This is a genomic window from Streptomyces sp. NPDC059037, from assembly GCF_042740015.1.
Taxonomy (GTDB): Bacteria; Actinomycetota; Actinomycetes; order Streptomycetales; family Streptomycetaceae; genus Streptomyces.
Genome location: NZ_JBHYIG010000246.1, coordinates 1 through 15,177 on the forward strand (window position 1 = coordinate 1; position 15,177 = coordinate 15,177).

General features: G+C 71.6%; 17 protein-coding genes and 1 pseudogene. 11 read left to right on the plus strand and 7 right to left on the minus strand.

Annotation, left to right across the window (positions count from 1 at the left end; all coding sequences use genetic code 11):
• Positions 1–206: 206 nt before the first annotated feature.
• Complete coding sequence (locus ACFWY6_RS35280; protein ID WP_384699403.1) at positions 207–662, plus strand: YybH family protein; 456 nt, start codon at positions 207–209, stop codon at positions 660–662.
• Here ACFWY6_RS35280 and ACFWY6_RS35285 read toward each other — a convergent pair.
• Positions 659–1,717 (minus strand): methyltransferase, encoded by a 1,059-nt coding sequence (locus ACFWY6_RS35285; RefSeq protein WP_384699405.1) that lies wholly within the window; start codon positions 1,715–1,717, stop codon positions 659–661. The two genes, ACFWY6_RS35280 and ACFWY6_RS35285, sit on opposite strands and share 4 nt — an antisense overlap.
• Positions 1,714–2,514: a helix-turn-helix transcriptional regulator gene (locus tag ACFWY6_RS35290; RefSeq protein WP_384699408.1), complete on the minus strand. Its 801-nt coding sequence runs from the start codon at positions 2,512–2,514 to the stop codon at positions 1,714–1,716. Before ACFWY6_RS35290 ends, ACFWY6_RS35285 begins: the two co-directional genes overlap by 4 nt.
• A 210-nt stretch (positions 2,515–2,724) precedes the next feature.
• Between ACFWY6_RS35290 and ACFWY6_RS35295 the strand changes: the two genes are divergently transcribed.
• Entirely contained in the window at positions 2,725–3,300 is a 576-nt protein-coding gene (locus ACFWY6_RS35295) for a DUF4291 domain-containing protein (RefSeq protein WP_384699411.1), read from the plus strand.
• 8 nt (positions 3,301–3,308) lie between these two features.
• Entirely contained in the window at positions 3,309–3,533 is a 225-nt protein-coding gene (locus ACFWY6_RS35300) for a hypothetical protein (RefSeq protein ID WP_384699414.1), read from the plus strand.
• A 7-nt stretch (positions 3,534–3,540) separates the two neighbouring features.
• On the opposite strand, the gene ACFWY6_RS35305 is transcribed toward ACFWY6_RS35300, so the two are convergent.
• Positions 3,541–4,737, minus strand: coding sequence for a PucR family transcriptional regulator (locus tag ACFWY6_RS35305; protein WP_384699417.1), 1,197 nt, complete (start codon positions 4,735–4,737; stop codon positions 3,541–3,543).
• Between the two features lie 127 nt (positions 4,738–4,864).
• Here ACFWY6_RS35305 and ACFWY6_RS35310 point away from each other — a divergent pair, with 127 nt between their 5' ends.
• Together ACFWY6_RS35310 and ACFWY6_RS35315 are read left to right on the plus strand one after the other, a co-directional pair.
• A complete protein-coding gene (locus ACFWY6_RS35310) occupies positions 4,865–6,040 on the plus strand; it encodes a lactate 2-monooxygenase (RefSeq protein ID WP_384699420.1) in 1,176 nt (391 codons plus the stop codon).
• Positions 6,037–7,014, plus strand: a complete 978-nt coding sequence (locus tag ACFWY6_RS35315; RefSeq protein ID WP_384699422.1) for a 2-hydroxyacid dehydrogenase — start codon at positions 6,037–6,039, stop codon at positions 7,012–7,014. The genes ACFWY6_RS35310 and ACFWY6_RS35315 overlap by 4 nt, the downstream gene beginning before the upstream one ends.
• A gap of 77 nt (positions 7,015–7,091) precedes the next feature.
• On the opposite strand, the gene ACFWY6_RS35320 is transcribed toward ACFWY6_RS35315, so the two are convergent.
• Positions 7,092–7,913 carry an endonuclease I family protein gene (locus tag ACFWY6_RS35320; protein WP_384699425.1) on the minus strand — a complete coding sequence of 274 codons (822 nt, stop codon included), beginning with the start codon at positions 7,911–7,913 and terminating at the stop codon, positions 7,092–7,094.
• A gap of 172 nt (positions 7,914–8,085) precedes the next feature.
• Complete coding sequence (locus ACFWY6_RS35325; protein ID WP_384699427.1) at positions 8,086–8,676, minus strand: TetR/AcrR family transcriptional regulator; 591 nt, start codon at positions 8,674–8,676, stop codon at positions 8,086–8,088.
• Between the two features lie 105 nt (positions 8,677–8,781).
• On the opposite strand from ACFWY6_RS35325, the gene ACFWY6_RS35330 reads away from it, so the two are divergent.
• Positions 8,782–10,254: an aldehyde dehydrogenase family protein gene (locus ACFWY6_RS35330; RefSeq protein WP_384699430.1), complete on the plus strand. Its 1,473-nt coding sequence runs from the start codon at positions 8,782–8,784 to the stop codon at positions 10,252–10,254.
• Between the two features lie 125 nt (positions 10,255–10,379).
• Here the strand turns inward: ACFWY6_RS35330 and ACFWY6_RS35335 are convergent, their stop codons facing one another.
• Complete coding sequence (locus ACFWY6_RS35335; RefSeq protein ID WP_384699433.1) at positions 10,380–11,576, minus strand: acyl-CoA dehydrogenase family protein; 1,197 nt, start codon at positions 11,574–11,576, stop codon at positions 10,380–10,382.
• A gap of 205 nt (positions 11,577–11,781) precedes the next feature.
• Between ACFWY6_RS35335 and ACFWY6_RS35340 the strand changes: the two genes are divergently transcribed.
• From ACFWY6_RS35340 to ACFWY6_RS35350, 3 genes are all read left to right on the plus strand, one after another.
• Positions 11,782–12,003: a hypothetical protein gene (locus tag ACFWY6_RS35340; protein WP_384699436.1), complete on the plus strand. Its 222-nt coding sequence runs from the start codon at positions 11,782–11,784 to the stop codon at positions 12,001–12,003.
• A 24-nt stretch (positions 12,004–12,027) separates the two neighbouring features.
• Complete coding sequence (locus ACFWY6_RS35345) at positions 12,028–12,468, plus strand: hypothetical protein (RefSeq protein ID WP_384699439.1); 441 nt, start codon at positions 12,028–12,030, stop codon at positions 12,466–12,468.
• Positions 12,469–12,564: 96 nt separating this feature from the next.
• On the plus strand, positions 12,565–13,041 hold the full coding sequence (locus ACFWY6_RS35350) for a carboxymuconolactone decarboxylase family protein (protein ID WP_384699440.1): 477 nt from the start codon (positions 12,565–12,567) through the stop codon (positions 13,039–13,041).
• Between the two features lie 87 nt (positions 13,042–13,128).
• On the opposite strand, the gene ACFWY6_RS35355 is transcribed toward ACFWY6_RS35350, so the two are convergent.
• Entirely contained in the window at positions 13,129–13,587 is a 459-nt protein-coding gene (locus tag ACFWY6_RS35355; protein ID WP_360769335.1) for an Rrf2 family transcriptional regulator, read from the minus strand.
• 170 nt (positions 13,588–13,757) lie between these two features.
• On the opposite strand from ACFWY6_RS35355, the gene ACFWY6_RS35360 reads away from it, so the two are divergent.
• The gene (locus tag ACFWY6_RS35360; RefSeq protein WP_384699443.1) at positions 13,758–14,261 is read left to right on the plus strand and encodes a hypothetical protein; all 504 of its coding nucleotides are present in this window, start codon (positions 13,758–13,760) and stop codon (positions 14,259–14,261) included.
• A pseudogene (locus tag ACFWY6_RS35365) lies at positions 14,261–15,151 on the plus strand (hypothetical protein); the annotation flags it as partial. The gene ACFWY6_RS35360 and the pseudogene ACFWY6_RS35365, both read left to right, overlap by 1 nt.
• Between the last annotated feature and the right edge of the window lie 26 nt (positions 15,152–15,177).

Consider the following 15,177-nt stretch of genomic DNA (forward strand, 5'->3'; position numbering starts at 1 on the left):
CGGGGGCGGGGGCCCCCCCGGGGGGCGGGGGGCCCCCGGGGCCCCGCGGGCTGGGGCGGGGTGGGGGGGGGGCGCCCCCCCCAACTTTGCCGCGGGCTTTTTTCGGGGGCGGGGGGGGGTACGTACGCCTCCGCGCGAAGCAGGAGGCACCGCCCCCGACGGCACCCGCCGGCAGCACCAGGGAGAACCTGAGGAGGAAGGAAAACATGGGCAACCTTCAGAGCATCGTGGATCGCTTCGAGATCGAGGCGCTGCGAGGCGAGTTCACCGACGCGGCGATGATGCACGACTACGACCGCTTCGCGGCGCTGTTCACACAGGACGGAGCGCTGCGGATCCCCGACGCCGGCATCGCGCTGGTCGGCCGGGAGGAGATCCGTGCCGGGATCGAGCGTCTGCAGGCCAACTGGAACTACTTCGTGCAGACCGTGCACCCGGGCACGATCCGGGTCGAGGGCGACCGTGCGGCAGGCCGTGCGTACATCGCGGAGTTCGGGACGTTGCGTGACGGCAGCTCGCACGCGAACCACGCCGTGTACCACGACCGTTATCAACGCACCTCGGACGGCTGGAAGTTCATGGAGCGCGTCTATGAGGTGAGGTACGTCGACACCACTGCGCTGAAGGGCTCGGCGCCCCGCTCCGCGGGGGCACCCGCCTAACGGGGCGCGGCGGTCGCCTCGATGAGGCAGAACGGTGGCGCCTGCGTCAGCGGGGTCACCGAGGTCAGGGACAGCCCCGCCCTGCGGCACACGTCCTCGAAGTCGGCGCGGGTGCGTTCCCTGCCGCCCACGTTCACCAGCATGTTGAGGTCGGTGAGGTAGGTGAGCCCGGCGGTCTCGGGGTCGACGACCTCGGGCAGCACGGGCTCCACGATCAGTACGCGTCCGGCAGGCGGCAGCACCTCGCGGCAGTGGGCCAGGATCGTGACCGCCTGGTCGTCCGTCCAGTCGTGCAGGATGCTCTTCATCAGGTACAGGTCGGCGCCTTCGGGCACCGATCGGAAGAAGTCTCCGGCCACCAGGGAGCAGCGCTCCGTGAGCCCCTGCCGCTCCAGCGTCGTCGGGGCCTGGGCCAGGCCTTCTTGGGTGTCGTAGATGACGCCCGTGAGGGCTGGATGCGCGCGGAGCACACCGCCGAGCAGGGTGCCGTCGCCGCCGCCGACGTCGGCGACCGTGGTGAACCGGCCGAAGTCGAAGGCGAGCGGCAGCGCGGCGGCCGTCGCCGTGGCGGCCTGGCTCATGGCCGCGTTGAACTCGGCCGACAGCGCGGGGAGTTCCTTGAGATGGCTGAAGAAGTCCTTGCCGAAGACCGCGTCGAACGCGATGTCACCGGTTCGCACACTGTCGTCCAGGTGCTCCCAGGCGCGCAGCATCGTCGGTTCGGTGAACATCCCCACCAGTGCGCTGAGCGAGTCGGGCCGGGTCGGGTCGAGGAGCGCGCCCGCGGGGGTCACCGAGAAGGAACCCGCGGTGTGTTCGCGCAGCAGGCCCAGGCTGGTCAGGGCGCGCAGCAGGCGGGTCATGGGCTGGGTGCTCGCTCCGGCGTCGGCGGCGATCTCGGCGGCCGACCGCTGCTTGTCGCCGATCAGCTCCATCACCTTCAACCGGGCGGCCGCGCGGACCGTCTGCGCGGCCATGCTGCCGAACACGAGCCGTTCGACCAGCTCATACTTGCTCTCGTCGGCATGCGTCAGGTTGTCATTCGTCGTCGTCATCGTTGATTCCTCTCGATCGCTTCGCTCAGCGCGCCGGGCGTACACCCGGCGAACGCCAGCACATCGCGGTGCAGATGGGACTGGTCGACATAGCCGCAGGCCATGGCGACCTCGGTGGGGTCCTTGCCCGCGCGCAGACCGGCGACGGCGTGGTCGAACCGGACCAGCATCGCGGCCCGCTTGGGCGTGAGGCCGAGTTGAGTGCTGAACCTGGACCAGAGCCGCTTGCGACTCCAACCGCAGGACGCAGCGAGGTCGTTGACCCGGATCCGGCCGCGCCGGCTGACGATGTGCTCCCAGCCGGCGGCCACTTCCGGGTCGATCGATGGTGGTTCCGCAAGGCGCCCGGCCAGAAACGCGTCCACCAGTGCGAAGCGTTGTGGCCACGTCGCTGCGGCCGCCAACTGCTCCCGCAGCAGCCGCGCTTGGCGCCCCCACACGTCGTCCAGGTCGGTCACCGCCCCGTTCAGTTCGGACGCGGCGACGCCCAGCAGGCCGGACGCGACCACCGGTGACAGATGCAGCTCGACGCACTCCACCCGCTCACCGCGAACGCGGGTGGGCCCCGGGAACTGGGCGGCGACCAGGCCCCCGAGCGTCTTCCGGCCGGTGGCGCCGTCGACCGTCAGCATGTCGTCCGCGAACCCGAGCACGACCGTCACGACGGGCTGCGGAAGCGCCCGCATGTCGAGACCGCTCCCCGAACGGTCCCGGAACGCCGCCACTTGGACACCCGCGATCCGCGCACCGCCGACAGGTACGGCCATCTCCCAGCCGGCTGCGACCTCGCTCTCCACTGGGGCCTACCTCCCGGACGTCGTACGGCTCAAGCCTCTTGCGGTGCGCCGACAAGACTCGATGACCGGAGTGGCCGCGGCGCGCACCATCAACTATCGCCGAGGCCGGAGCGATGGTCTTGGACGAATGTTCCCGGCGCCGCGGCCGCCCGCAGGGCGACGGGGAAATTGACTCGCGGTCGGGTCAGGCCGGATGGCACTGTGCGACGCATGGCACCCCAGTATCAGATTCGTGCCGACCACGATGCCCGCACGATCGTGGTGTACCAGGCGTATGCCCCCGCCATCGCCGACGCGGCGCTGCGGGCGGGCCGCTTCGTCGCGCCGTTCTCGTTCTACCGGATGACGTGGATCAAGCCCTCGTTCCTGTGGCTGATGCACCGCAGCAACTGGGCTCGCAAATCGGGTCAGGAGCGCATCCTGGCGGTGCGGATGACGCGGGAGGGCTGGGAGGAGGCGCTGTCGCGGGCCGTCCTGACGACCGCTGACCCGGCGGCCGTGGCCCAGGCGGACGTCCATGTCCAGTGGGACCCGGAGCGCTCGCCGCGCGGAGGGGCACTGAACCGCTACAGCATCCAGGTCGGCATCGGCCGCCACATGATCCGTACGTTCAATGACGACTGGATCGTCTCCCTCACCGACCTCACACCGCAGGTGCGCAAGGCCGCGGTACTGGTGCAGACCGGACGCGCCGCCAAGGCCCAGCGCCTGTTCCCCGCAGAGCGGGCCTATCCGTTGCCCCGGACGCTGGAGGACCGCCTTGCCCCCGGGCATGCCCGCACATGATCGCTAGGGTGTCGAGATGTGAACTCCTCGTCAGGCCGCGCGAGTTGCCGTCCTCGACCCCGGTCCTGCGCTGGCGCTGGTGGACGCCGCGCGAGCTTGCCGAAACCGCCGACCCGCTGTGGCCACCGCAACTGCCCGCATTGCCGGGCAACTTGAGCGATGCGTCGAGTGCCGGACGCCTGCCGGTGCACCTGGGGTTCGTCGCGAGGCAGCAGGGGGTGCGACAGGGCTGAGGCAGCCCTATCCGTTCCGGCCCCCGAGGGCGATCGTGCGGGCGATGTCCAGGGTGAGGCGCTGCCACGGATCGCGGGGGTCGCGGGACGTGATGTCGTGGACGCGGCGCAGGCGGTAGCGGACGGACTGCGGGTGCAGGTGGAGTTCGCGGGCGGCGGCGTTGGCGGATCCGGTGTCGATGTACGCGGTCAGCGCCTCCAGGAGGTGGCGCTGGGCGCGGTCGACCAGGGGGCCGAGGACGATGCGGCCGATGCGGTCGGGGCTTGTCACGGGGTGCCCGGACAGGAGCGCGAGGATGTGGGCGTCGGCGTCGGTCAGGACGCGGTCGGGGCGGTGCGCGTGCGGGGGAGCGGAGTCCAGGGCGCCGGCGGCCAGGCGGTGCGCGACCGCGACCCGGTCCAGGCTCTCGCCCGAGATGGCGCAGCCGCGCCAGCCGTGTCCTCGCAGGACGGCCGGGACGGCGTCGGTGGCGGCGACCGGCAGGAGCAGGACGGCACGCGAGCCATGGGTCGTCGCCAGTGAGGTCTCCCGGGCCCGGTCGGCGCCGAGGGCCGTGAGCAGGGCCGTCGATGTGTGCAGGGAGAGGTCGGATGCGCCGCCGTCCTGGGGCGTGGCGTCCACCGGTTCGGCCACCAACAGGCAGTAGCGCTCCGGGAGTTGGATATCCAGGCGCGTCGCACGGTCCGTCAGCGCGCCGAGCGACGCGTGCCGGCCCGCGATGAGGTCGTCGAGCAGCAGCTGCAGCGCCCGGTCGCGGTCCCCCGTGAGGCGCTGGCTGGTGTCCGCGTACGCCGCGGTCATCTCCTCGGACAGCGTGTCCATGGCGGTGAGCAGCAGCCGGGTGAGGGCGAAGGCGTCCTTCGCGGACAGCTGCGGGGCGCGGGCGGCCACCTCGTCGGCGAGCACCGCAGCCGCGACCCGGTAGGCGCGCAGCACGGCCTGCAAGGGGCGGCCGTCCGCCGCCCGTGCCGCCGCGATTCCCCGGAAGCGCCGCAGATCGGCCGCGTCGATCGCGCCGCCGGTCACCCAGTGGTCGAGCAGCCGGTCGTTCGCCCAGGCCGCGATGGCGCGCACCTCGGGGAACCGGCTTCCGTCGAGGGCGGTGTACGCCGGAACCTGTTCGTGCACCGCGTCGACGACGGCCTCGACAAGCCGGGGGTCGGACAGCAGCTCCTGCCGGACGCGTTCGCGCTTGTTTGTCACAGGGTGATGGTCCCATCGGAAAAAGGTGCGTACGGCCATGGACGGCGCTTGTCACTGTGGCAAGGATCGACGGGTAGACAGCGCGCAGTCTCACGGACACCGACGAACACTGGACGGGACCCACCACATGACGCCTTCGCCGCACTGGGCGGACTTCCAGTACGAGATCTATCTCAACGGCATGACCGGGGCCGTGCCCCGCCTGCCCACCGATCTGACCCGCCTGGAGGAGCTGACCGGGCAGCGGCTCGGGCCCGGCCCCGTCGGCTATGTCGCGGGCAGCGCCGGCAACGGCAGCACCGCCCGCGCCAATCGCGAGGCGCTCGAGCGGCGCCGGATCGTGCCGCGCATGCTGCGTGACGTACACGAACGCGATCTGTCCGTGGAGGTGCTCGGGCACCAACTGCCCGCCCCGCTCGCCCTCGCGCCCGTCGGCGTCCTGTCGATCATGCACCCGGAGGGCGAGTCCGCCGCCGCCCGCGCGGCCGCGGCCCGTGGCGTGCCCTACATCCTGTCCTCGGCGTCCAGCACGCCGATGGAGCAGGTCGCCAAGGAGATGGGCGACGCGCAGCGGTGGTTCCAGCTGTACTGGGCCAAGGACAGGGACGTCACCAAGAGCTTCCTGGACCGGGCGAAGGCCGCCGGGTTCACGGCGCTTTTCGTCACGCTCGACACGCCGCTGCTCGCCTGGCGGCCGCGCGACCTCGACCAGGCGTATCTGCCCTTCCTGCACGGCGTGGGCACCGCCAACTACTTCAGCGACCCGGCGTTCCAGGCGGGCCTCGCCAAGCCGGTGCACGAGGACCCGAACGCGGCCGTGATGCATTTCGTGGGCATGTTCGCTGACCCCGCGAAGACCTGGCCCGACCTGCAGTTCCTGCGGGAGAACTGGGACGGGCCGATCGTCCTGAAGGGCATCCTGCACCCGGACGACGCGCGCCGCGCCGCCGACGCGGGCATGGACGGCGTGGTGGTCTCCAACCACGGCGGCCGCCAGGTCGCGGGCTCCGTGGCGGCCGCCGACGCCCTGCCGCGCGTGGTGGAGGCGGTCGGCGACCGGCTCACCGTGCTGTTCGACAGCGGCATCCGCACCGGCGACGACATCTTCAAGGCGCTCGCACTGGGCGCCAAGTCCGTACTGGTGGGACGGCCGTACGCCTATGGCCTCGGCCTGGACGGCCAGGCGGGCGTCGACCACGTGATCCGCTGTCTGCTCGCCGAGCTCGACCTCACGCTGGCCCTGTCCGGGCACGCCGGGCCCGCGTCCCTCACCCCCGACGACCTGACCGAGGAGACCCCGTGACCGCCGTGAAGAACGTCCTGGCCATCGTCTCGCCGCACGTGGGCGGCCGCGCCGCCGGAGGGGCACTCGCCGGGCTCCTTCCCCCGTCGGCCCATGTCACCGTCGTCGAGGCGGCCGACGAGGACCCGGCGGCCCTCCGCGAGGCGCACATCATCGTCACGGGCCTGGCTCCCGTGACCGCCGAGCACATCGCTGCGGCGCCCGGCCTCGAGGTCATCCAGTGCGCGAGCCACGGCTTCGACTACGTCGATCTGGACGCGGCCCGCGCCCGTTCCGTCGCCGTCTGCTCGATCGGTTCGAGCGGCGCCGAGAAGCAGAACGTCGCCGAGCAGACCTTCGCCCTCATGCTGGCCCTGGCCAAGCAGCTGATCCCGGCGCACACCGCGCTGACCGAGGCCGACTGGGCGCTGCCCCGCCTGCAGCAGTCCATCACGGAGTTGTCCGGGAAGACGCTGGGCATCGTGGGCCTCGGCCACATCGGCGAGGAAGTCGCCCGCCGCGCGGTCGTGTTCGACATGACCATCGTCTACGCCGGACCGAGCTCGGTCGGCACGGAGACGGAGGCCCGCCTCGGCGGCGCCCGCCACGTCGGCCTCGATGAGCTCCTGCGCACGTCCGACTACGTAACCCTGCACGCCCCGCTGAACGATGCGACGCGCCACCTCCTGGACGCCGAGCGCCTCGCCCTCCTGAAGCCGACGGCCTTCGTCGTCAACACGGCCCGCGGCGCGCTCATCGACCAGGACGCCCTCGCCGACGCGCTCACGGCCGGCACGCTGGCCGGGGCGGGCATCGACGTCTTCGACCCGGAGCCGCCCACCGCCGCGCTGCGGCTGCTCAAGGCGCCGAACGTGGTGCTCTCCCCGCATGTCGCGGGCGTCACGCGCGAGACGCTGGTCCGCATCGGCCTCGCCGCGATCCAGAACGTGGCGGGTCACTTGGAGGGCAAACCGCTGGCAGACGTGGTCTCCTGACGCCACATCAGACGAAGTGGGGCGGTGGCGCGCGTTCCGGGAGCCGGGCCCGCGCACCGCCCCACATCAGCAGGGGTTCACCAGATCGCTTCGACCCACTCGGGGTGATCGATGAACGGGTTCCGGTTGTGCTGGAACTGGTCGAAGATGACGTCGTTGCGGTTCTTCTCGAACGCGTCCGGCGGGTCCTCGTCGCTCCACTGCTTGAGCACGGAGAGCCGCCCGATGGCGGGCGCGCTGCCGTTGTCGACCTTGTCGTTGGGCTCGAGGTCGGCGAAGCCGTCCTCGCCGTCGTAGCGCACGGCCATGTAGAGGATCATGCGGGCCACGTCGCCCTTGACGGCGTCACGGGGCTCGAAGGAGTCGGAGTCCGTGAGGTTGCCGGGCGCCTCGCCGACCGCGCTGCCGCCGTTGTCGAAGTCCTTGTTGCCGCGCGTGCTGTTGACCGACACGTCCTCGGGACGCAGGTGGTGGATGTCGGTGCCGGGTCCCGTCGCGGTGCCGAAGTCGCCGTGGGACTTGGCCCACACGTGCTCGCGGTTCCACTGGTCCGGGTCGCCGCCGTTGTCGCCCTTGCTCTGCGAGCGGTCGGTGTAGAGAAGGCGCACGTTGTTGCTGTTGGAAGGATCCTCGTCGGTGACCTTGAGCGCGTCCCAGACCTGGTCGTACGAGAGCTTGGTCTGGTCGCTGATGATCGTGTGCAGGGCGCTCTTCAGCTCGGGCCCGGTCTTGCCGAGCGCGTCCTGGTAGTACGTGTCGTCATAGGCGCCGGCGGGTGCGGCGCCCGGCGTGGGGGCCGAGGTCGCGGCGTCGGCGGCGGCCGGGACGGTGATCCCGACGAGCAGCGCGGCGGCTGTCATCGCGAGGGGTTTCCAGCGACGTATATGAGGGACGGGCATGTGGGGGTGTCCTCTCCCGGAGGCTCGGGCGGACCGCGGATCCCCTCCAACGGGACCCGCGATCTACGCGAGTTGACAAGTGGGCCAACGGGAGAGTGGCACGGGTGAGCGCATCACTGTATGAACGTTGTGCGTCGACTGTGTGACGATGTCATGGACGGGACAAACGACCTCAAGCGACGCGTACGCCGTCGAGTACGGCGGCGACGGTCCGGCGGGCGAAGTCCTCGTCCAGTGGCAGGCGGCGGAAGACCGCGCGCAGCCAGACCGCTCCCGCCAGCAGGTCCATCAGGAGCATCGTGTCGGTGCCGGGCGGCAGTTCGCCCCGTTCGACGGCGCGGTCGACCACCGCCTGCTCGCGGGCGAGGCGGTCGGCGAAGAAGTCCCTGATGTACGTCGCGAGTCCCGCGTCGCCGAGCGCGGCGCCCAGCACGGCCCGCGCGACCGACCCCGAGGGCTGTCCGGTCAGCAGCTTGATGAGGTTGTCGACCAGTTGCTCCAGGTCGCCGCGGAGATCTCCCGTGTCGGGCATGGGCAGTTCGAGGAGCGGCGCGTCGATCATCGCCGCGCCGAGCAGCGCCGACTTGGAGGGCCACCAGCGGTAGATCGTCGTCTTGTTGACGCCGGACTCCTCGGCGATGCCCTCGATCGTCATGGACGCGAAGCCGTCGCGTGCCAGCGCCCGCAGCGTGGCGTCGAAGATCTGCCGCTTGCGGCGCGGCCCACTGCCCGGTGCGGGCTGCGGGTGGTGATTCGTCGTCATGCCCCGAAGCCTAATGCAACACAACGGTGCGTTGCATATGGGTGGTTGGGCGGCTACGGTCGTCCAAACGCAACGCACCGTTGCATTCTGAGGAGGGGGACCACCGTGGGACAGGAACTACTCGCTGACGAGGCACAGGGGTCGGGTGCGACCGAGACCGAGGCCGAGACCGAGGCCGAGACCGAGGCCGAGGTCGAGACCGAGGTCGAGGACATCACCGGCACGGTCGACCGGTTGCGTGCGGCCTTCGACGCGGGCCGTACGCGTCCGACGGCCTGGCGACGCCGCCAACTGCGCGCTCTGCATGCCCTGTTGACCGAGCAGGCCCCGGTGCTCGCAGAGGCGCTCGCCGCCGACCTGGGCAAGAGCCCGGTGGAGACGCACACTTCGGAGCTGGGCCTCGTCGTCAACGAGATCGATCACACGCTGCGCCACCTGGAGCGCTGGCTGCGCCCGCGCCGTGTCGCCGTACCGGTGCCGATGCTCCCGGCCCGCGCCCGGACGGTGCGCGAACCACTCGGCGTGGTCCTGGTCATCAGCCCGTGGAACTACCCGGTGATGCTCGGCCTCGCGCCGATGGTGGGCGCCCTGGCCGCGGGCAACTGCGTCGTGCTCAAGCCGAGCGAACTGGCCCCCGCGACCTCCGCCGCACTGGCCGGGCTGCTGCCCCGCTACCTCGACCAGGACGCGGTCGCGGTCGTCGAGGGCGCCGCCGAGCGCACCACCCGGCTCCTTGAGCAGCGTTTCGACCACATCCTCTATACGGGCAACGGCACGGTCGGCCGGATCGTCATGACGGCCGCCGCCCGCCACCTCACCCCGGTCACCCTCGAACTGGGCGGCAAATGCCCGGCCCTTGTCGAGCCGGGCACCGATCTGGCCACCGCCGCACGCCGGATCGCCTGGGGCAAGTTCCTCAACGCCGGACAGAGCTGCACCGCCCCCGACTACGTCCTGGCCATCGGAGGTACCGCGGGCCCCTTGGCGGACCACATCGCCGACGCCATCACCTCGATGTACGGCGCGGACCCCGCCCGCAGCCCCGACTACGGCCGCATCGTCAACGAACGCCACTTCGACCGGCTCACCGCCCTGCTCGGCGACGGCCGCGTGGTCACCGGCGGCACGCACGACCGCGCGTCGCGCTACCTCGCTCCCACGGTGCTCGCCGACGTCGACCCGGCCGCCCCCGTGATGGACGGGGAGATCTTCGGCCCCGTCCTGCCGGTCCTCTCGGTGCCCGACCTGGACTCGGCCATCGCCTTCGTGAACGCCCGCGCCAAGCCGCTCGCCGTGTACGCCTTCACGCCCCACCGGCGGACCCGGCGCCGACTGCTGGCCGAGACCTCTTCGGGGGCGGTCGGCTTCGGGCTCCCCAACGCCCATATCACCCTGCCGGGCCTGCCGTTCGGCGGCGTGGGCGAGAGCGGCATCGGCAGCTATCACGGCCGGTACTCGATCGAGGCGTTCAGTCACACCAAGGCCGTCCTCGACAAGCCGCTGCTTCCCGACACCGTACGGGCCGTCTACCCGCCCTTCACGGCTGCGAAGGAACGGCTGATCCGCCGCTTCATGTGAGCGGCGGGACGCGTCACCGGGCGAAGACCGTGGCGCGGGCCTCCGTGAGGGGGGATCGCGCAGGCAGTAGGCGACCAGGATCACGACTGCCGGCGGATGACGGCCGGCGGCTGATCGCGGGGCGCCTACTGAAGTCCGTTGAGGTAGTGCTCGCCGATGTCGCGTAGCCGGTGCGCCGCGGAGCCGTGCGCGGTCAGGGCGCGGGCGTTGCGCCAGAAGCGGTCGAGGCCGGGGTCGGTCGCCAGGGCCGGGGCGTCGGCGGTGAGTTCGAGGACGCGGGTCGTGATGTGCAGGGCGGAATCGGCGGTGACCGCTTCGGCCGCGTCGACGAGGAACGCGATGTCTGCGCGCTCGTCCGCACCGAGCGCGGGGCCCTCCGCGAGACCGCGCGCCATGGCCTCCGCCGCACGGTCCACCACCGCGCCCGCACTGTGGACGGACGTCGCCAACTCCCCGTAGGCGAGGAGCAGATAGGGATCGGCGGGCGGTGTCCCGTACTGCGTGCCGCTGTCGGCATCCGTCACCGGGCGGGCGCGCGGCAGGGCGCGGCTGATGTCCCGCGCCTCGGCCAGGGCGCCCTCCGCGTTGCCCAGGCCGACGTGGACGAGCAGCAGACGACGGGCCAGCGGAGCGAGCGCGGTGAACGGCGAGATCTCGTGCTCGTCCACCGGAACGCCGCCGAGCACCTGGTGCGCCGCCACCGGTACGTCGTCGTAGCTGACCCCGCCCGCCCCGCTCAGGCGCTGGCCGAGGAGATCGTGCGCCGGCTCGGCCGACACTCCGGGGTGGGCCGGATCCACATGGACGACCACCCATGCGCCGCTGTCCGTGCGCCGCGCCGTGTGGACGAGCCGGTCGGCGACGGCTATGCCCGCGGTCAAGGGCCGCCGGCCGTTGAGTACGAACCCGTCGGCGGCCGGCGTGAGCGCGAGGCCGGTGCTCGTCTGCGCGTCCGGCAGGTCGATGTCACCGCCCCAGAGCCACTGCTCCTGTACGGCGCGCAGGGCGAGCGCGGCGGCGTCCTCGGCCGTGCCGAAGAGCCGCGGACTCCACGACAGGGCGTGGTGGTGCGCGAGGAGTTCGGCGATGGAGCTGTCCGCCGCCGCGATGTCCCTGACCGCCGAACACGCCGTGTTCCAGTCGACGCCGCGGCCGTCCGGGCCGGGCGGCGTCAGGAGCGCGGGCAGTCCCGCCTCGCGCAGCCGGGAGACCTCGTCGAACGGAGGCTTGCCCGCCCGGTCGCGCAGGTCCGCGTCGACGGCGAGGTCGTCGGCGAGTTCCCGGACGACGCGCGGCGAGGCGGAGGGGATCAGCGTTGTCACGGGGACGCCTCACAGATTCCTAGTTTCCCTACCTGATTGATAGGAATAGTGGGTCCGAACTCCCGCTGCGACAAGGGGGTGTTCAAGGCGTGGACCGACGCGTCTCGATCTCTGGGACTCCGGGGCGCGTGCCTGCCTTCGCGTCACGTCGAGACCCACCGAAATTCGGTTACGGAACCGCGGCCCGGGTGCCTAGCATCCGACCATGCCAAGACCCTCCGGTTTCGCCTACGACCAGCATTCCGACACAAGCGTGACGATCACCCACCACGGCCGCCCGGCCGGCACGCTGCGCGGCGCGCGCGCCGAGAAGTTCCTCGCCGAGGTCGAGTCGGGCGACGCCCAACTGGTGATGGCCCGCTGGACCGGCGCCTACAAGCACGGCAATGAACGTACGGCGCGCAATCACCCGCGCAACCGGCGCTAGCGGACAGAGGTGTGGGGGCGGGTCGTGGGACTGATCGAACGGCTGTGGGCGGCAGGGGAGATGCCGTTCCGCGACGGCCTCTACCGGCCGGACGACACCGGCCTGGAACTGCACGTGGACGGCCCTGGGGCCTATCACCCGGACGCCGGGCAGCCGATCCCCTTCCGCCTCGGTGGGCCCGTCGACGTGGCCCTGGCCGTCGCGGAGGACGGCTGCACCGAGGTGCACCCCAACTTCGAGAGCCCGCTGCCGGACGCAGCGGGATGGATGTCCGGCGGGGGCAGCGGAATGGGCAACATCGGCTACCTCGCCCGCCTCGACGCCGACCGCTCCTTGCGCTGGGTCGCCGTCATGTTCTGCTCCAACCCGTTCGTGGGCGTGCACCACGAAGGGGCGATCGCCGTCTTCACCAACGACTGGCGAAACTGTCTGACCCTCGACCTGACCGCGCCCGCCCTCGCCTGACCCGCAGGGAGACGCACGTCACATTCGGCCCTGTCGATTCCCGCCGGGCCGCCTCGTGTAGGAGGTGTAACCGCCACCAACGGCCAAGGAGTCACCATGGAAGCCCGCTTGAACCTCTTCGGCACCCCGCTCGTCGCCAAGTCCTTGGGGCACATCGCGTCGGCGAGCCAGGTGATCATGACGGAGTCGACGCTGCCGGCTGCGACCCAGGAACTGGTCAAGCTGCGCGCCAGCCAGATCAACGGCTGCGCCTACTGCACCGACATGCACACCAAGGACGCCGCCCACGCCGGGGAGAGCGCGACGCGCCTCAGCCTGGTCGCGGTCTGGCGTGAGGCCAAGGTGTTCACCGACGCCGAGCGTGCCGCCCTGGAGCTGACGGAACAGGGCTCCCGTATCGCGGACACCCGGGGCGGGGTCACCGACGAGGCGTGGGCGAACGCCGCCAAGCACTACGACGAGGAACAGCTCGGCGCGCTGGTGTCGACCATCGCCCTCATCAACGCCGCCAACCGCCTTGGCGTCATCACCCGGCAGCAGGGCGGCGATTACCGGCCCGCACGGTCCGCGTAGCAAGAAGCAGCAGCACACGCCCTGGGCACCGGTCGTCACCGACGCCCCGGGCGTTGTGCCGCTTCCCCAGGGGAGTGCAGCGTCGGGCTACGGGTTCGTCCAAGCCGCCGGGTCCTCGGCGAGCGCAGTGACCTGGGCCGGGAGTTCGGCCGCCGCGACATCGGCCAGCGAGACGCCGTCGAGGATCTGGCGGACATTGGCCCGCAGCGCGATCCACAGCGGAAGCAGCGACTCCGCGGGCCCGCTGTAGGCCAGCTCCGGCGGGCGGACTCCCCGCACCGACACCAGCGGCCCCTCCACGACACGGATCACATCCGCGATGCTGATGGAGTCGGCGGGCCTGGCCAGGCGATAGCCGCCGTTGCCGCCGCGCTGGCTGAGAACGAGCCCTCCGCGGCGCATGTCGTTGAGGATGCCCTCGAGGAACTTGTGCGGGATCTCCTGAGCGTCCGCGATGGCCTCGGCCTTCAAGGGCCCGTCGTCCTGGCACGCGGCGAGTTGCAGCGCGGCACGTACCGCGTAGTCCGCCCTGGCTGAGATCCGCATGGCCGCATTATGGTGCACCGCCCCGAACGAAACGCATCGCCCCAGGTCACGCGGGCGCGACCGCCAGGTGCCCGACGTCCGCGATCAGCGTTGTCAGTGGTCGCCAGTAAGTTCATTGGTGTCCCGCCGATCCGGCGTGGACGTCCCTTTGGCGTGGAGGAGTTGGTGTGGTGTCAGTTTGGGAGAGGTCGAGCACGGCGCGCGTGACAGCGCCCGCGCGACCGCGGAAGCTCGCCAAGGTCCCGTTCGTCGAACTGGCCGACGGACGCCTGCAGGGCGTGGTGTCCAGCGGCTCGGACATCGGCCGGGTCTACGTCTCGTCGATCGCGGCCGGGACGTACGCGTTCGCGTGCAGCACCAACAACAACCGGCCCTGCGGCGGCGCCCGCGGCTCGTTCTGCAACCACATCCGGGCGCTCGTCGGCGAGGCCGTGCTGCAGTACGGCGCCGAGCGCGTCGCCCGCTATCTGAAGGTCGAGACCGCCGACGGCGAGCCGAGCGCGCACTCCCTCACCTACGAGATGAGCGGCACCCGCCCGTCGCAGGGGGACACCGCGGCCGCCGCGCCCGTCTTCAGCCGGTTCCTGCGCCACCTGGCGTACCTGGAACTCGCCCCGAGCACCGCGCCGTTGCCCGAGATGCAGTGGTTCCCGCCGACCAGGGCGGTGGCCTGATGCGCGCCGATCTGCTCGCCGAGGACATCGACGGGCTCGACGAGGCCCTCGAAGCCGTCGACGCCTTCGACCAGGCACTCGTCACCGGTCTGCTCCGTCCGCAGCCCGCCCAGGCCGCAGGTCTGACGCGGCTCGCCCACGCCGTCGCGGGGACGCCCCTGTCCGCCCGGGTCGCCGAGGCCGCCGAGAAGGCGGCGGCCGGATCCGCGAGCGAGGACCACTTCGTCGCACTGGCCGCGGCCCGCACCGCACTGCTCGGCTCCGTCCACGACGCCCTGCTCACCCGCGTCGAGGAGGCGACCGGACGCCCCCGCGGCGAGCACACCGCGTCGGCGCCCGGAGGGCAGCAGGCGGCGAACGTCCTTGCCGCCGCGCGCTCCTGGCTCTCCGACCTGGCGCGCGCCGGGTGGCAGGGCATCGACCACGAGCTGGTCTCCGGCGCGGCGCAGGTCGTCTCCGCGATGCTCCCGGATCCGGCCCTGCGCCGCCCGGCCACCATCCTGGACGGCTTCGCCGCCGAACTCGCCGCGTCCTGCCCGGGCGTGACCCTGGAACGTATTCCGGTACGCCGCTGGGCCGACCTCTGGTCGCGCGCGATGCTCCTCACCGTGCCCGGAGCGGCCGATGCCCCGGCGACCGGTACGGCCACCGGCCGTCTGCTGCCCCTCGGCGTCGACGTGCAGGAACACGCGACCGCCGTACAGGCCCAGGTCCACGCGGTGTTCGAGCCCGCCGACGGCGGTACGCCCCGCCTGGTGCGGGCCAGTGCCTCGGCGCCGAAGCCCGACACGATCGTCGGAGCCGGCCTCTGGCAGCTGCTCCGCCCGCATCTGTCGCTCCTCGCGGCGCTCGGCGACGGCCGCTCGATGGACCTCTCCGACATGCCGCTCTTATTTTTATGAGAACTGATCTTGAG